Origin of the sequence: Rhodococcus sp. C-2 (assembly GCF_027854095.1) — a bacterium.
Taxonomy (GTDB): Bacteria; Actinomycetota; Actinomycetes; order Mycobacteriales; family Mycobacteriaceae; genus Rhodococcus_F; species Rhodococcus_F qingshengii.
The window spans coordinates 1-14841 of sequence record NZ_JAQGFI010000025.1 but is presented as its reverse complement, the minus strand read 5'-3'; the positions used below and the strand labels follow the sequence as shown (position 1 = coordinate 14841).

The following is a 14841-nucleotide window of genomic DNA, read 5'->3' as shown; positions in this document are numbered from 1 at the left end:
ACAGCCCTTTTCGATTCATCAGTGCCCCATGCCGATTCCTCCGTCGACGTTGATGACGGTGCCGGTGATGTAGCCGGCGTTGGGGCTGAACAGGAACGCTGCGGTGGCGGCGATCTCCTCAGGCTTGCCGAAACGGCCCATCGGGATGTGCTGCTTGGCCAGCTCGATGTTCTTCTCGCCGATGGCAACTGCCATGTCGGTCTCGGTGAATCCCGGGGCGACGACGTTGCAGGTGATCGAGCGTGAGCCGAGTTCGCGCGCGATGGATCGGGCCATGCCGATCACGCCGGCCTTGGCGGCGGCGTAGTTGACCTGGCCGGCCGAGCCGGACATTCCGCTGGCCGAGCCGATGATCACGATGCGGCCGGCGCGGGCCCTGAGCATGTTGCGAGTGGCGCGCTGGACGACACGGAAGACGCCGGTGAGGTTGGTGTCGATGACGCGCGAGAAGTTCTCGGTGTTCATGCGCATGAGCAGGGTGTCGCTGGTGATGCCGGCGTTGGCGACCACGCCCTCGATGGGGCCGTCTTCGGTCTCGATGTGCTTGAAGGCTGCGTCGACGGACGCCTCGTCGGTGACGTCGCACTCGACTCCGTGGACGCCGTCAGGGACGGAGGAGCCGCGGTGGGTTCCCCACACGGTGTGTCCCTCCTTGACGAGCTGGGTGGCGATGGCGGCTCCGATTCCGCGGTTGGCTCCGGTTACGAGAATGCGCACTGGTAGGTCCTCCAAATAGATTCTGGTGAGCGGTGTTTGGTCGGGTGATCTCAGGCGTCTTTTTCTTCGACCAGCAGAATGATCGCCACCGGATCGCCGTGCTTCTCACGGGACGAGTGCAGCGGGAACGACGCCGCGATGAACGGAACGCCGTCGATCACGATCTTCTGCTCCCCGTCCTCCGGCGTCTCGGTGTTCGCAAGCTCGGCGAGATCGACCTGGTCGAGGACCTGGCTGACTCGACCCTCCCCCAGGGGGGCCAGCTTGCCGACGGTGGTGAGTGGGATCTTGTTGCGTGCCTCGACGAGCAGCAGGGTCGCGTTGGAGTAGCGGACCAGCGAGGAGATGTTCGCCTCGAGCAGGTCACGCTTCTCGAGCTGCATCGTCAGGCCGTAGAGGGTGCGGCCGTCGTTCTCGTCGACGCGGAGTCGGCAGCTCGACCAGAAGTGCACCCACGTGCCCTGCGGGCGCAGGCTCCAGTAGCTGTCGATCAGGAGGCCGTCGTCGCCGGTCAGCGCGTCGTAGTAGCCCCCGACCATGTTCCAGGCGTCCTCGGGGTTGAGCCAGGTGAACAGGTACTGGACGTGGCGTTCCTCGTTGGCTTCGCGGCCGTCACCGATGAGGGCAGGATTGTCGCCGCTCGTTCGGGTGGTCATGACCGCCATGTCGAGAATCCACGCGTTGTAGACCGGGCGCGGCCCGGGCGGCTGCGCTCCGACCCAGACGATCAGGCCGACCGGTGTTCCGTCGGACGCGTCGACCTGGTGGGTCTCGACGTGCAGGCCCTCGATCTTCGGGATCTCGCGGCCTTCGAGTGCGGCGTTGATGACCGCGCGAACGACCTGCTCCCCCTTCTTGTCGAGGCCGATCTTCGCGCGGTTCAGCGGCCTCGCCACCCGTGCCCCACCCGCGGAATGAATGAAGACGTCTTCTCCGTAGTTGGTGCCGATTCTGTCGACCGCAATCCACGTCCCCTGAATAGTCATGCGAGCCAGCGTATTGGAGCTGTTCCGCATCTATGAAGCCACATCAGGACGGGATCTGCGCAGCACAGGCGGGGCAAATCGGCCAGCCGGGTTCCGTTATGTGTCCCACGCCACAGAGCCCGCCTTGACGCTTGCCTCTGCTTGATTAGCGCGGTTATGTTCTTTCTCACTCGGGGGGGGGAGTTTTCTCTTTCCGTGTACGCGCCGGTCGGTGAGCGTCTCCTGGCTGGAAGCAGAAGGCCCACGAAAATCGTGAGGTCTGCTTCCCGCTACCCGGAATCGGAGTCAGCCCATGCGCGCCGCTCACACCATGCGCCCGTCGACCATTAATGGTCGCGCGCTACGCGGATTGACCGGCCGGCCTGTTGCGCACTCGGTCGTAGCTCGCTCGCAGTTCAGCCTCGGAAATGCCCAGCGCTTCGGAGAGTTTCGTCGCCACCCTGTCCGACAGGGGAATCTCGCCACGCTCGACGCCACCGACGATCGCGGTGGTGATGCCGGCTGCGGCTCCGAGCATCGGCTGCGTCAGGCCCCGCAGAACACGCCAGTCTCCGGGGTACCGCTCCTCCTCGGGCACCACGACGACGTCGGCAATGGTTCCGCCGAGTACCGCGACAACTCTGGCCAGCATGTCCACCTGGGGCGACGAGTCCCCCAGTTCCCAGCGCCGGACCGTCTCGCCATTCAGCCGAGCCAGGCGGGCGAGTTCACGCTGCGAGATGCGCGCCTCGCCTCGCGCCTTTGCGAGCAGGTCGGGTTGGAACCCACGCATCACTCTTCGCGTCACGGACTGAGCCTTACCAGGAAAGTTATCGGTGTCATCGCTAGACACTGTGCAATCCCCTCGCTACGATGCGCACATACCAATATTCTTATCTATAGAGCTATAGATGCGGCAGCGCAAGGGGTGTGGATCGCATGAGTTGAACGAAACGGTCCCCCAGCTGTTAGCCGCAGCCAGGGGACCGTCTGAGCCAGCCGACTGTTAGCCGCAGCCGGTCAAGCCATGAGACCAACGGGTTGGCCGCCCATTGGATCTCGATTGCAGATATGGAGCCTGCAAATGAACACGTTAGTTGGCGCTACTGCTGTACGCCTAGCTATGGACAGTCCCGATATTGGCCACACGAAGGTTGATGGCCATGTTCGAGTGGCAAACGGGCCTCACCGCGAGGTCTTGGCCACCCATCTTCCGAATCACGACGGCACATCCTGCGCGACCTGCGCGTTCGTCTACACCAAGAAGCAGCCGTTGTGCCCGTCCGTCGCGGACGCTCTGAGGGAGCTTTCCTCCAGCAACTCCCGGTCTCGAGCGCAGAACCCGCACCTGGCCAGCTACACCACGTCGGATCTGCGCGCCTTGGCTCGCCAGCACGCAGGCGAGGGACGGTGCCAGCGGTGCGGCTTCGTCTACTCCGGCCGGGTCCAGTCCTGCCCGACGAGCCGCCGCGTCATGGCCGAACTCGAGGTCCGAGGCCGAGCGCATGTGACCCAGCCGCGCGCCGGCCAGGGCCTGTGCGCGGGAAAGGGCGAGGGATGGACCATCCAGGGCAGTGCGCCTACGCCGTGGAAGCGAGCGATCGCCGCGTGCTCGCTTTGCCCGCTGCTTGCTCAGTGCAGCGCAGATCTCGACGCCCGGCTCGTGGCGGGGGAAAAGATCTCGGCGCAGATCCAGGCCGGTCGACTCTTCACCACAGAAGGCGAGGAGATCGCCCACAAGAACATCGACGCCTTCGCCAACTACCGCGGCAAGGCGAAGAAGAAGCAGCAGCAGCGGCAGCGTCCGGCTCCGGTCCCCGCGATCGGCAGCCAGCTCGCTCTCTTTCCGGGCGTGGCCGCATGACACAGCGATCGGGCTACGACCTCCTCCACGCCATCGCGCGTGGTGTTGTCGAACCGCCTGCCAGCGACGCTTTTCCCGCAGTGGACAGGTGGCGTTGGTTCGCTGATCTCTACGCGGACCCGGCGTGTGGCCTGGTCTCGGTCATTCCCTCGTTCCCGCAGATCGCGGCTGGTCAGGTAGCTGCGGCGTGCCGTGCGACGGCCGCTCGAACAGCCACGCCAGAGCAGCGGGGAGCCGTCAAGGTTCTCGCCCACACCGGCCTGGAGACGGCGCAGACCCGCGCTCTCGCGCTCGTCTGGAGCGCCATCACGGCCTCGGTCGAGCAGATCGACCAGGTCGCCACCTTCGCGCAGTCGATCGTCCTGCCAAAAGGCCGAGTGCGCGCATGACCCACTTCGCCCAGGTCCAGCTCGCGTGCGTGCCTCCGAGATCGGTGGCCGTGACCGTGGTGAGATATGGGGTGCTGAAGTGGGCCAAATTGACGGGAGAGACGCGTGTGACTGAGTAACCGGACCGAGTTACCTCAGCAGCTAGACACCAATTCCATAGTGCAGTGATTTAGCCCAAAAAAGAGCAAGCCCCCAGGTGGGGGTGGGTTTTCATCAGAAGGCCCATCGGAAGGATCAAGAAGATCCTTCCCGGCTGAGGGAGATCGTCTGGCAGGACGATCGCGCTCTGGGTGAGTTCAGGAAGTTGGAGCTTCCGCGACTCGATTACTGCTTCCCCGAAGGGACTTACCGTGACAGGTACGTCTCAGGGTAGCGCACACCCTGAAAACAGCTCAACTGTCCAGATTTCCGCGACCTCCGGCGTGTCGTCCGAGGTCAGCGGCACCGACTCTGCCCTCCCCCAGCCGTTCACGGACGACGAGTGGGAGGCGCTCGTCGCGGCTGCCGTCGCGGCCGTCGCCGAGCGCGAGGCGGCACAAGCACATCTCGACCCGGCCGAGATCGAAGCCGAAGCCACGATCGCCGAACTGCTGGAAGCCCAGCCCGCCGGCGCGCGCGGGTTCTCGTTGCCGATCGCTCCCGGCGCCTCGACGCGTGTCCTGACGTGGCACAGCCGCAGCTACTGGCTGACGCTGGTCGAGTGGGTCGTCACCCGCACCGAGCGCGGCCAGGCGGCCCTCAAGCGCCACGGCATCGCCGCAGAGACGTTCGTCCGTGGCTGCGTCGCGCACGCCCAGTTCGCCGAGTCGGCCACCGGCCGGCGTGTATCCGCATGCCTGGACACCCTCGTCAGCCGGTCCGGACTGTCCGTGGACCAGATCAAGCGGTGCCGCCGGGTGCTCAAGATGCTCGAGCTGGGCGTCGAGCAGGCCCGAGGAAAGAAGCTCAACGGACTCGAGCGGGAGGCCGCGGCCCGTCACCACGAGCAGATCCACGGGCAGGCCCCTCTCCGGCCCCAGCGCGGCGCTGCGAGCGTCTGGGCTCTGTCTGCACCCCAGTGGGCCGTCGACGCTATGCCGATGCCGGAGAAGAAGGTCCGGCCGAATCGGCGCCCGCGACGTCGACCGGCACGCGCTATCCGGAACACCGCCCCCGCAACTCGTCGGGACTCGTCGCCTTCCCGCAGCTCCAAGGGTTCCGCACCCCAATCCCCTAGTGGTTTTCTTGGTTCTTCTTGTTCCGTTAGGAACAACTCCCTGACGCACGCGCGAGCGCGCACGGGCGAGGAAATCTCCACAACCACCACCCCGGTGCGATCCCTGGCACTTCAGCGAGCGGCTGCCGAGCTGGTCGAGCGCATCCCCGCACTACGTGGCACCGTCGGCATCGACGACCTGACCGGTCAGCGACGCGGACACATCGGCTCGATCTGCGACCTGCTGGTCGAGGCTGGGATCGACACCGATCGGTGGATGGGCCGCGACATCGCCCAGGCCCTCACCCTCGACGGCACCACCCGAGGCTGGACCTGGCCTACGAGTGAGTCGATGACCTCGCCGCTGCGACTGGTGGCCTTCCGGATCCGACAGCTCGACTGGTCCGGGCTGTCCCCCACCGAACGCCAGATCCGCGACCGCCAGCGAGCCTCCGAGTCTCCCTCTGAGACCGCCTACAGGCTTGTCAGGGCCCGCCGCTCCGTCGTCGAGGCGACCAACGAGGTCCAGGCTCCTCCCGCCTCCACAGCGCACCGCCAGGCCATCCGTGCGCAGTACGCAGCGGATCAGGCTGCCCGGAAAGAAGCCGCGGCCCTGAAGATCGCCGCGGCTCAGCGTGGATGATCACCTGACGGGGACGTGTCGTAATGCCTGGTCATACTGCATTCCTGAGATAGTGACACCAGCCGACGACGGCAAACCAGGGCTCCGAACGAGTGCGCCATGAACGCGGGCCGCTGGCCCGTGGGGGCAGGGACGAGCGAGAAGGACGGAGCGTTGCACGTGAGGACCCGCAAGTCACCGAACACACGCCCCCGCGTCCTCGTGAGCCTGGCGCAGGACGAGCCCAAGGTGTCCCGGAACGCCGACTCGATTCGGGACCGGCTGAAGAACGGCGCGAAGTTGGTGGTCGTCAACACCGGGGCGGAGACCATCGACCTCACCGACAAGGACCTCGTCGGTTCCGGCCAGGACTGGACATTGCGGATCACGGGCACATCGAGCGTCCGAATCCACCTGACCACTCCCCTGCCGGCTAACGCTCAGATCGTCGCCACCGACACCTCGTTCGTCGAGGCCACCGGCCACGTGACCGTGCACGCCTACACCCGGGCCACGGTGCACGCCTTCGACCAGTGCACCGTGCACGCCCGGAATCACGCCGTTGTCAGTGTCTGTGACTGGGCCTCCGCCCTGGCCGTGGACGACGCGGTGATCTCCGCCTACGACACCGCTCGCGTCAACGCGAGCGGCCGCGCCCAAGTCACCGCTGGTGACTCCACGTCCGTCCATCTCTCGGAGTCGGCGCGGGCCTCGGTGTGCCGCGGGGTCCGGGTCACCGGCCCGGCGCGAGCAAATCTGCACGCTTCGCGATCTGCGGGTCGTTCGCAGCAGGCCGCTCACGGTCGGTAGACGCAACGCGCCAGAGGGCCGTTGCGGTCGCGGTCGCCGCGTTGCGCAACCGGATCGGACGTTGCATCGGGCTGTTGCGCAATCAGTTCGAGCGTTGCGCAACCGGTGCGATTGTTGCGTCGGGCTGTTGCGCACTTCTCCCCTCGCCGCGTCTGCCGGTTCAGCCGGCGCCGCTCAGCGGCCCATATGGGTTATAGGCACCGATATGGGCCGTGCGGCGAGTGCAACGCCCCTACCAGCGCCTTTGCGCCGTTGCGCAACGCAGCGCTGGCGATGCAACGCCGTCCCTGTCGTCCTTGCGGCAGATATGGCCGCCCGGGAGCAGTGCTTGCATCCCGGGATCAAAGGGCAGGTGACATGACCTAGCGATCTATGGGGGTACGCCATGTGACGCTAGCTATCCCTCCGTAAGGGCATGTTCTGTTACATGAACTTCTCTCAACTATCCATATTTCAGCTAGCGCTATCACTGGTGACGTAGTGAGATATAAGCTAATATAAGTGCCCATATGGGAAACAGAGAGGAGAGGTCATGACGATTACCGCGATCGCAAACCTCAAGGGCGGCGTCGGAAAGACGACTATCGCCAACGGTTTGGCGCATGCTGCGGCTGCCAGCGGCAAGTCCTGCCTGCTGGTCGATGCCGACATGCAGGGCAACTCGACCAAGCATCTGACGGGGTACTCGGCGACGGAGCCTGCACCGCGTTCGCTCGCCGACGTCCTCGACCGCAGCATCGACCTGCCGGCCCGGGACGCGATCGTCCGCGCGCGCCGCGAGGAGATCGACGTTCTGCCCAGCGGTTTCGGAGAGTTGCAGGCCGTCAGCGACCAGCTCGGCACCAAGGCTGGGGGAGAGATGGCGTTCGCACGCGCCCTCAAGCAGGTCACCGGCGACTACGACCACATCCTGATCGACTGCCGCCCGGCCATCGACCTTGTCTCCCGCAGCGCCCTGTACGCAGCCGACAACGTCCTGATCGTCGTGCAGCCCGAGCAGGACGCACTCGACGGCCTCGACGCGATCCGCGACGCCATCGAGGACATCGCCCAGTACATGGACAAGGTGCTCCCGATCGCCGGTGTCGTCGTCAACCGTGTCGACGGCCGCCGCGGTGATCACGCCAAGACCCTCGACTACCTGAAGGAGTACGCGTCCGAGGACGGCATCGCACTTCTCGGTGATCCCATCCCGCAGCTCGCCGACATCTCCAAGCTCACGACCGTCGGCATGGGATTCGATCAGCACCCCAAGTCGCCGGCCTGGGCCCGCAACCTCCACGCGACATTCACCGAGATCCTGGAGAAGGTGGCTCACTGATGAGTGGCATTCCCGAGCCGGCCCGGCAGGCGCCGCGTCGTCCCCGCAACACGTTCGAGCAGGCCGCGCAATCCATGAAGGCCGACGATGCAAAGCCCGCAGCGCAGCCGCAACAGCCTGTCGCAACGCCCAAGCCTGTTGCGCAACAGCCCTCGACCGTTGCGCAACAGCCCGCAATGCCCCAGCGGAAGCGGAAGGCGGCGACGACGGACATCCTGCTGTCGCTGTCCGAGGACCTGAAGGACCGCATGGTGGCCACCCTCGAGCACACCCGGCCGCGGACCGGCATCACCAGTCAGCAGCAGTTCATCCGCACCGCGATCGACCAGCTGTGCGCCCGACTGGAAGCCGACTTCAACAACGGTGAGGCGTTCCCGCCGCCTGCTCAGACCATCAACCTATAGCCCATATGGGCCATAGGGGTTATAGGTGCAGATATGGGAACTAACAGCGCTTGCAACGCCTCTACCTGCTCCGTTGCGTGATTGCGCAACACCGCACCCTCCGACGTCAGGATGCAACGAGGCCCCACCGGCGGTACCCGGCAGGGCCTCTGCGACCGGGACAACCCTGGAAGGAACACCCCGATCAATGACCGACCTTAATCTCCGCGCGGCACGCATCCAGCTCTATGGGCTCATCGCCGCCGTCGTCCTCGCGATCCTCATCGCAATCGGCATCACCACCGGTGCCTTCGTTCTGTCGTTCGCAGTCCTGCGCGACCTGGCGCACCAGGGCGGGATGCCGGTGGACCTCGCCTGGATCTTCCCGGCGATCGTCGATGGCGCAATCCTCGGCGCAACGATCGCCGCAGTGGTCCTGAGCAAGATCAACGGCAGCGCAATGGGCAAGCGGTTCTTCATCTGGCTGCTGGTCTCGGTGGTGTGCATCAGCGTTGCGGGCAACGCGTACCACGCCTACAAGGCAGCCGAGGAGGCTGCACGCAACGTGGCAGCCGGCATCGACATCGGGACCACGCCCCTCACGCCGACCGGCGCCGCGCTCATCGCCATCATCCCGCCGCTGCTGGTCCTGGCGTTCACCCACGGAATCGGCATCCTCATCAAGGCGATCGGCACGGCCTACGCCGAGTACAACGAGCTCGTGAACTCCGCCATCGCAACCGAGGATGCAACGCCGGAACCCGTTGCGCTGGTCACCGCATCAGTTGCGCCGGCCCCCACGGGCCCGGCCCCTGAGTTGTTCTCCGTCGCCGCAATGACCGGACAGGCGGAGACGGACGAACTCGCCGAGGCTGCCGTTCACCCGTCCGTCGAGACGTTCGATCTGATGCCCGCCGCTGACGACGTTGCGCACGTTGCGCAGTCCTTTGCGCCGCGTGATGCAGCTATTGCGCTGGACGTTGCGGACGTCCCGGGTGTCGTTGCGCCGCTCGACACCGGTGCGGACGTCGTTGCGCCCCAGTCCGCAACCATCGAGTCGGAGGGACCGGAACAGACCACGGACGCACTCCTGGCCTTCATCGACAACTCCGACCTCGACCAGATCGTCAAGGCGACCGCGCGCATGAAGATCACCCAGCAGCACCTGTCGTGGGCGGCGATCGCAGCGGAGACCGGGAAGGTGGCTCCCAGCACCGCGATGCGCCGCTACCGGAGTGCAGAGAAGAGGGCGCTCGCTGCCGGATTCGACATGCCTCCGCTGCCCGACCTCGAGGAGAACCAGGACCTCGACGAGATTCGAGAGCTGGTGAACAACTGATGACCACTCCCGAACCGACCACCGGCGCTGACGGATCCGCGGGGGAGCAGCGACCGTGGGAGTCGCTGCCCGTGAGTGACGATGCCGATGGCCACGCGATCATCGTCACCGCAGCTGCGACGTACAGCCCGTCCGGCGCCCGGCTGACCGGACCGGTCGACTCGATCGAGAAGCTGGACAAGCTCATTCAGTGGGCGGCGCTGACCCCGCTCGGGCTCACCGCGCAGGTGTGGTTCGTCGGCGTCGACTCCTGCGGGCTTCTCGGCTGGACGATCGACCCGGGCAGCGAGGACGATGTCGACGACCTCGAACAGCTCCGCCAGCGCGCCGCCGACGAGCTGACCGCAGCGATCACCGCGACACTGGCGCCGCTGCTCGCCGCTGGGTGGGAGCTGCGCGGAGACCCCGGTTTCGTCGTGCACCTGTCCCGTCAGATCGGCAAGGCCACCCAGATGGTCGACCTGATCCTCGAGCCCTACGTGTGGACGTACTGGAACAAGGACTTCGGTTGGGGCAACAGGATCGGCGACATGGGCATCCTTGGCAACCCGACCGCCGGCACCTACCTGCCCGACGACGACCTGCCGGCCGCCCGCGAGCTGGGCCGCCGTTTGTCCTGGTCCGCCAAGCACCTCGACACCCTGCCCGGACCGACACCCGCGCGCACCGGCGCCGCGATCCTGGACAAGATCCGCCGCGAGCGCATCAAGACCGGAAAGGGCATCGTCGTCACCACCGCGGGGCCGCTCCCGCCGATCGACGACGCGCCGCGCGGTGACCTGGAACCGGCCGCTGGCTGGTCCCGGATGCCGGATTCCGATGACCTCTTCAACTTCTCGCATCTGGTCACGATCGACCAGCGCGCCGCCTACCTGGCCTCGGCCGGGATGCTCTCGCTCGGCTACGGCAAGTCTCGGAACCTGCTCGGTGACGATGCCGCGGCCGCCGCCCGCGAGGACAAGCCGGCGTTCGGGATCTGGCGCGTGACCCTGCCCGCTGCCGGCCAGTACGCGCTCCCGGAGAAGCTGCCGCTGCCGCACCCGGCGATGCTCGAGGACCAGCCGGTGACCACCTGGATCACCACCGTCAGCCTGGAAGGGCTGTGCGCGCCGATCGTCGACGGCGGCATGGGCCTGGACGTCGACGACCTCGCCGTGACCGAGGCGTGGGTCTACGAGGAGCAGGGGCGGGCCCTGGACAAGTGGGCCAAGGTCCTGCGCGACGCCCGCGCCGTGGCGGTCGAGTCCGGTGATGTGGCCATGAAGCGGTTCCTCGGGGCCTGCTACAAGGGCTACGTCGGGCGAATGGTCAACCCCGACATGTGGACTGCCACCCGGATGCAGCACCACCACCAGCCGCTGTGGCGCGCGGCGATCATGGCGCACTGCCGGTGGCGTGGCCGCCGGGTCGCGATGCGCATCGCCAGCGAGACCGGCCGCTGGCCGATCCGCACCATGACAGACTCGTGGGTCTACCTGCTCAGCGACGGTGAGAACATCGCCGACGACAGCGACGCCCTGGGCAAGATGACCCTGGAGAAGCACGTCGAACTGACCACCGAGGGGATCCTGTCGTTCCTGCTCGCCGAGACCCCCCACGAGATCCGGCTCGCGATCGCCGCGGCCTACGACACCGACACCGACACCGACGAGGAGGGGGAGTAGATGGCACTGCACCTGCCCAAGCCGCGGTCGAAGTCGATGCCGCAGAAGACGACCGGGCTCGACGGCATGAAGGTCAAGGTCGCTTCCGCCGCGGCCGCCGGCGTGGCGAAGTCCCAGGAGACCAGTAGCGGTCTGTCCGGTCTGACCTCGAAGGTGTCGGTCAAGCAGTTGCGTGGCGAGATCGGCAACGACGGATTGCGACAGGCCGCGATCGACGCCGGGAAGACGCCGCCGTCCGACCGGACGCTGCGCCGCTGGGCGCAGCAGGGCCGCATCCCCAGCCCCGAGATCACCGAGCTGGCGCAGCGCCGCGCCGCGATCGAACGACTCGGCGGCGTCAACGCGGTCGCGAAAAAGATCGGCCGCAGCCCGTCGTCGGTGCGGCGGTACCAGTCGGGCGAGACCAACGAGTTGCGCAACGACGCGAAGTCCAAGCTCAAGGCCGCGAAGGCGAAGGACACCATGCAGAAGGCCGGGGTGCTCAAGCCCGACGGGACATCGAAGATCGCCACCATCCAGGTCACCGGCCGCGTGCACGTCCGCAACGGCGACGAAACCGGGTACGACTTCCGCACCCGCACACTGGACTTCGCGAACTCCGACACCCCGTTCAGCGCCGAGGAGTCCCAGGCTCTGGCCGCCGCCCTGGCCGACGACGACCAAGCCCGCGTCGTGGCGATCCTCGAACGCCACGCCACGATGGACTACCCCGAGAACAAGGGGTTCGACCACTACGGCAACCAGTTCGGATTCCACTTCGACGCCATCGACAAGCTCGACGTCACCTGGCACTAATCACCCCACGAGGGCCGCTCGACCCCGCACGACCGGGGGCGGGCGGCCCTCGTCGTGTCCATCGCGACAACCCGATTCCGGAATCCTGTTTCCGCTGGTCAGTGCCTGTCGACCGGCCCGAAATCAGGGGGACACCCCGTTGAGGCACAACACCGAAATAGGTGACGGTTAGACGCCTGTGTCCCTTCCGGTAATCGAGGTGCCAATGCCAGTCAGACGATCGAGAACCTGCCGCCCGGTCGCGCTGCTCGCTGCCGCGGCCGTCACTGGTAGCGCGTCTCTGCTCACCGCACCCGCGATCGCCAACTCCGCCCCGACGAGCTGCGCCGCGACGTTCAACCTGTTCATCCCGGGCACCTGGGAGACCAGCGAGAACGCCGACTCCAGCGTGCCGGTCGGCATGCTCAAGCCCGTCGCGGACGCCCTGAAGGCCGAGCATGGCCGCCAGGCCGAGGTCTACACGCTGCCGTACATGGCTCGGGCGTTCGACAACGGACACACCTACGCAGACAGCAAGGCCGACGCCGTCACCAAGGCAGAGACGGTGCTCGAGAAGGTCGGGGACTCGTGCCCCAGAACGAAGTTCACCATCATCGGCTACTCGCAGGGCGCCGACGCCGCTGGTGACGTGGCCGCGAACATCGGCAACGACAAGGGCCCCGTCGATGCGAGTCGAGTGCTCGCCGTCGGTCTCCTCGCCGACCCGGGCACCGGCACGAAGGGCTCGGCGGTCGTCGGCCCCCGAACCTCCGGTCAGGGCATCGCGGACCCGCGGCCGCAGGGGATGGGGACACTGTCGGGCCGCGTGGCCACGATCTGCGACCCGGGCGACCTGTACTGCTCGATCGAGAAGGGCGCGAGCCCGCTGCTCGGCTCCCTCGGTTCGATCCTGAGCAAGAGCCCCAGCGGGGCAACCACGGACGCAACGACAGGCGGAAACAGTCAGCTCGCCGACGCGCTGACATCGAACTTTGCCGACGCCGATCTGCCCGCACTGGGGTCGAACGTCGCCGCCCTCGGTCAACAGCTCGCGCAGCCGTCCGTCGACATCAAGCAAATCGCCTCCACCGCGACGTCGATCGCGCAGACCCTCGCACCGCTCGCGGATCTGATCGACTCCGGTGCCGCGAACCCGGCCGCGAACGGCCAGCTCGCCGCCGCTCCCGCCGGAACCGCCGAGCATGCCGCCTCCGAAGTCCTCACCAACGCAGGGCAGTCCGACCTCACCAGCGCGCTGGACACCGCCACGAAGCTCGCGGGTACAGCGAACAAGCTGACCGGCGGTGACGCACTCGAGCTGCCGGCAACCTCGGCGGAGGTGCAGACGCTGTCGAAGGCCGCCGACCTCCTGGGCGGCCAGGTCGCCCCGATCGCATCGACCCCCGCCGATGCCCTCACCTCGGCCACCAGCGTGCTGTCGGTGCTCAAGCCGACCGTGGTGGTCAACCAGGTCCTCAACGTGGCCACGGGTGTGACCTCGCTCGACATGCCGGGGATCCTCAACAACCTGGCACTGTTGCCGCAGAAGGTCGCGGCGCTCGACGCGCGCGGTGCACACGAGATCGCCGGCCAGCTCAACAACCAGTTCGCCCCGTTGGTGAAGATGGCCGCGGCCGTGGACCTGAAGTGGGCTTCGCAGGTGCTCGCGGTCATCCCCGATCCCTCTGGCGGAACCCAGATTGCCGCTCTCGTGGCGTCGATCCTGGCGAACGTCGATGTCATCCGGCTCGCCAACATCGTCGGCCAGATCCAGGAAATCGCCTGGGCCGCCGTCGAGAAGCTGCTGCCTCCTCCCGGACAGCTTCCCGATCCGCTCGGCGCGGGCGCGGCCATGACCGGCCTCGTCCCGGTCGGTCTCGATCTCGCGTCCGTGGCGATGAACATGCTCTCCGGCAAAGCCACCAAGTCCTCGCCCGAGCTGCTCGGCAAGCAGACGAACGCCATCTCGACCAGCATCACGACCCAGGCCGAGAACCTGGACCTGCCGAAGCTGTCGAACTCGCTGACCAAGCTGTCCCAGTCCCAAGGCGCCGAAGACCTCGTCTCGCTGGTCGGTGAAGGGCTCTCCGCCGCCAACTTCTTCACCTCCGGCGCCCACACCAACTACAACGCCCTCGTCGTCGACAACGCCGGCCGCAGCGCCATTCAGTGGCTCTCGGACTGGCTGAACCTCCAGATCGGACGCGCTGCATGAGCCCGAAAGCCCACAACCCCGCCGCCCGTTGGACCTGGTGCGACAGGTGCAGACACCGCGGCTACCACTCCCGCAGCGACGCCAAGACCGTCCGCAAACGTCACCCCGGCGAGAAGGGCATGTCCGTCTACCCCTGCCCTCACGCCAAGGGCCTGTTCCACCTCGGCCACCGCCCGGACGCGCTGAGCAGCGGTGCGATCGACCGAAACCTGCTGCGCAACCAAGCCGTGCAGTCTTTGCCGGCCGTTGCAGCAGGGGAGGGGCTGCGATGATCACGCCCATTCGAGGCGTCCTCGCCGCCGCCGCCGCGGTCCTGGTGCCGCTCGGTGCCTTCGCGGTCACCGAAGCTGATTCCTTCCGCACCGCTGCCGCGTCTCCGGTGACCACACCGGCATCACTCGACCCGGCGGTGCCCGTCCTGGAGATCGACGAGCTGATCGCGGAGCTGACCGTCGTCGACAAGCTCCCGAAGGTGCCCGGCTACGAACGGGACTGCACCAAGGGCAAGGCCCCGTTGACTGAACTAAATGCCGAATGGTGCAGGTCTGAAGGGGTGGGGTCGATGTGGGTCGGTAGCTTGCGG

14 protein-coding genes and 1 pseudogene are annotated in these 14841 nt (G+C 66.7%); 12 read left to right on the top strand and 3 right to left on the bottom strand.

Going from position 1 to position 14841, the window contains the following annotated elements; all coding sequences use genetic code 11:
• Positions 1 to 18 precede the first annotated feature (18 nt).
• The 3 genes from fabG to PCS43_RS32120 form a co-directional block, all read right to left on the bottom strand.
• A complete protein-coding gene (gene fabG / locus PCS43_RS32130; RefSeq protein WP_161121760.1) occupies positions 19 to 717 on the bottom strand; it encodes a 3-oxoacyl-ACP reductase FabG in 699 nt (232 codons plus the stop codon).
• Positions 718 to 767: 50 nt separating this feature from the next.
• Positions 768 to 1703, bottom strand: a complete 936-nt coding sequence (locus PCS43_RS32125; RefSeq protein ID WP_161121761.1) for a hypothetical protein — start codon at positions 1701 to 1703, stop codon at positions 768 to 770.
• Between the two features lie 340 nt (positions 1704 to 2043).
• Positions 2044 to 2475: a helix-turn-helix transcriptional regulator gene (locus tag PCS43_RS32120; protein ID WP_161121773.1), complete on the bottom strand. Its 432-nt coding sequence runs from the start codon at positions 2473 to 2475 to the stop codon at positions 2044 to 2046.
• Positions 2476 to 2853: 378 nt separating this feature from the next.
• On the opposite strand from PCS43_RS32120, the gene PCS43_RS32115 reads away from it, so the two are divergent.
• The 12 genes and pseudogenes from PCS43_RS32115 to PCS43_RS32060 all read left to right on the top strand — a co-directional run.
• Positions 2854 to 3546, top strand: coding sequence for a hypothetical protein (locus tag PCS43_RS32115; RefSeq protein WP_161121774.1), 693 nt, complete (start codon positions 2854 to 2856; stop codon positions 3544 to 3546).
• Positions 3543 to 3935, top strand: coding sequence for a hypothetical protein (locus PCS43_RS32110; RefSeq protein WP_202427402.1), 393 nt, complete (start codon positions 3543 to 3545; stop codon positions 3933 to 3935). The genes PCS43_RS32115 and PCS43_RS32110 overlap by 4 nt, the downstream gene beginning before the upstream one ends.
• A 350-nt stretch (positions 3936 to 4285) precedes the next feature.
• Positions 4286 to 5773, top strand: a complete 1488-nt coding sequence (locus PCS43_RS32105) for a hypothetical protein (RefSeq protein ID WP_161121762.1) — start codon at positions 4286 to 4288, stop codon at positions 5771 to 5773.
• A gap of 99 nt (positions 5774 to 5872) precedes the next feature.
• Entirely contained in the window at positions 5873 to 6562 is a 690-nt protein-coding gene (locus PCS43_RS32100) for a hypothetical protein (protein WP_245219885.1), read from the top strand.
• A 532-nt stretch (positions 6563 to 7094) separates the two neighbouring features.
• Positions 7095 to 7883 carry a ParA family protein gene (locus PCS43_RS32095; RefSeq protein WP_161121763.1) on the top strand — a complete coding sequence of 263 codons (789 nt, stop codon included), beginning with the start codon at positions 7095 to 7097 and terminating at the stop codon, positions 7881 to 7883.
• Complete coding sequence (locus tag PCS43_RS32090) at positions 7883 to 8287, top strand: hypothetical protein (RefSeq protein WP_245219883.1); 405 nt, start codon at positions 7883 to 7885, stop codon at positions 8285 to 8287. Before PCS43_RS32095 ends, PCS43_RS32090 begins: the two co-directional genes overlap by 1 nt.
• 187 nt (positions 8288 to 8474) lie before the next feature.
• Positions 8475 to 9605: a DUF2637 domain-containing protein gene (locus tag PCS43_RS32085; RefSeq protein ID WP_161121764.1), complete on the top strand. Its 1131-nt coding sequence runs from the start codon at positions 8475 to 8477 to the stop codon at positions 9603 to 9605.
• Positions 9605 to 11269 carry a hypothetical protein gene (locus tag PCS43_RS32080; RefSeq protein ID WP_245219881.1) on the top strand — a complete coding sequence of 555 codons (1665 nt, stop codon included), beginning with the start codon at positions 9605 to 9607 and terminating at the stop codon, positions 11267 to 11269. The genes PCS43_RS32085 and PCS43_RS32080 overlap by 1 nt, the downstream gene beginning before the upstream one ends.
• Positions 11270 to 12064 (top strand): hypothetical protein, encoded by a 795-nt coding sequence (locus PCS43_RS32075; RefSeq protein WP_161121765.1) that lies wholly within the window; start codon positions 11270 to 11272, stop codon positions 12062 to 12064.
• A gap of 205 nt (positions 12065 to 12269) precedes the next feature.
• On the top strand, positions 12270 to 14258 hold the full coding sequence (locus PCS43_RS32070) for a cutinase family protein (protein WP_161121766.1): 1989 nt from the start codon (positions 12270 to 12272) through the stop codon (positions 14256 to 14258).
• The gene (locus tag PCS43_RS32065; RefSeq protein ID WP_161121767.1) at positions 14255 to 14530 is read left to right on the top strand and encodes a hypothetical protein; all 276 of its coding nucleotides are present in this window, start codon (positions 14255 to 14257) and stop codon (positions 14528 to 14530) included. Before PCS43_RS32070 ends, PCS43_RS32065 begins: the two co-directional genes overlap by 4 nt.
• A pseudogene (locus tag PCS43_RS32060) lies at positions 14527 to 14841 on the top strand (hypothetical protein); the annotation flags it as partial. The gene PCS43_RS32065 and the pseudogene PCS43_RS32060, both read left to right, overlap by 4 nt.

Excerpts from the sequence above, each read along its gene's own strand:
- PCS43_RS32080 (WP_245219881.1), top strand. The coding sequence starts at position 9,605 with ATGACCACTCCCGAACCGACCACCGGCGCTGACGGATCCGCGGGGGAG.
- PCS43_RS32085 (WP_161121764.1), top strand. The coding sequence starts at position 8,475 with ATGACCGACCTTAATCTCCGCGCGGCACGCATCCAGCTCTATGGGCTC.
- PCS43_RS32110 (WP_202427402.1), top strand. The coding sequence starts at position 3,543 with ATGACACAGCGATCGGGCTACGACCTCCTCCACGCCATCGCGCGTGGT.
- PCS43_RS32120 (WP_161121773.1), bottom strand. The coding sequence starts at position 2,475 with ATGCGTGGGTTCCAACCCGACCTGCTCGCAAAGGCGCGAGGCGAGGCG.
- PCS43_RS32090 (WP_245219883.1), top strand. The coding sequence starts at position 7,883 with ATGAGTGGCATTCCCGAGCCGGCCCGGCAGGCGCCGCGTCGTCCCCGC.
- PCS43_RS32125 (WP_161121761.1), bottom strand. The coding sequence starts at position 1,703 with ATGACTATTCAGGGGACGTGGATTGCGGTCGACAGAATCGGCACCAAC.
- PCS43_RS32095 (WP_161121763.1), top strand. The coding sequence starts at position 7,095 with ATGACGATTACCGCGATCGCAAACCTCAAGGGCGGCGTCGGAAAGACG.
- PCS43_RS32075 (WP_161121765.1), top strand. The coding sequence starts at position 11,270 with ATGGCACTGCACCTGCCCAAGCCGCGGTCGAAGTCGATGCCGCAGAAG.
- PCS43_RS32065 (WP_161121767.1), top strand. The coding sequence starts at position 14,255 with ATGAGCCCGAAAGCCCACAACCCCGCCGCCCGTTGGACCTGGTGCGAC.
- PCS43_RS32070 (WP_161121766.1), top strand. The coding sequence starts at position 12,270 with ATGCCAGTCAGACGATCGAGAACCTGCCGCCCGGTCGCGCTGCTCGCT.
- PCS43_RS32100 (WP_245219885.1), top strand. The coding sequence starts at position 5,873 with ATGAACGCGGGCCGCTGGCCCGTGGGGGCAGGGACGAGCGAGAAGGAC.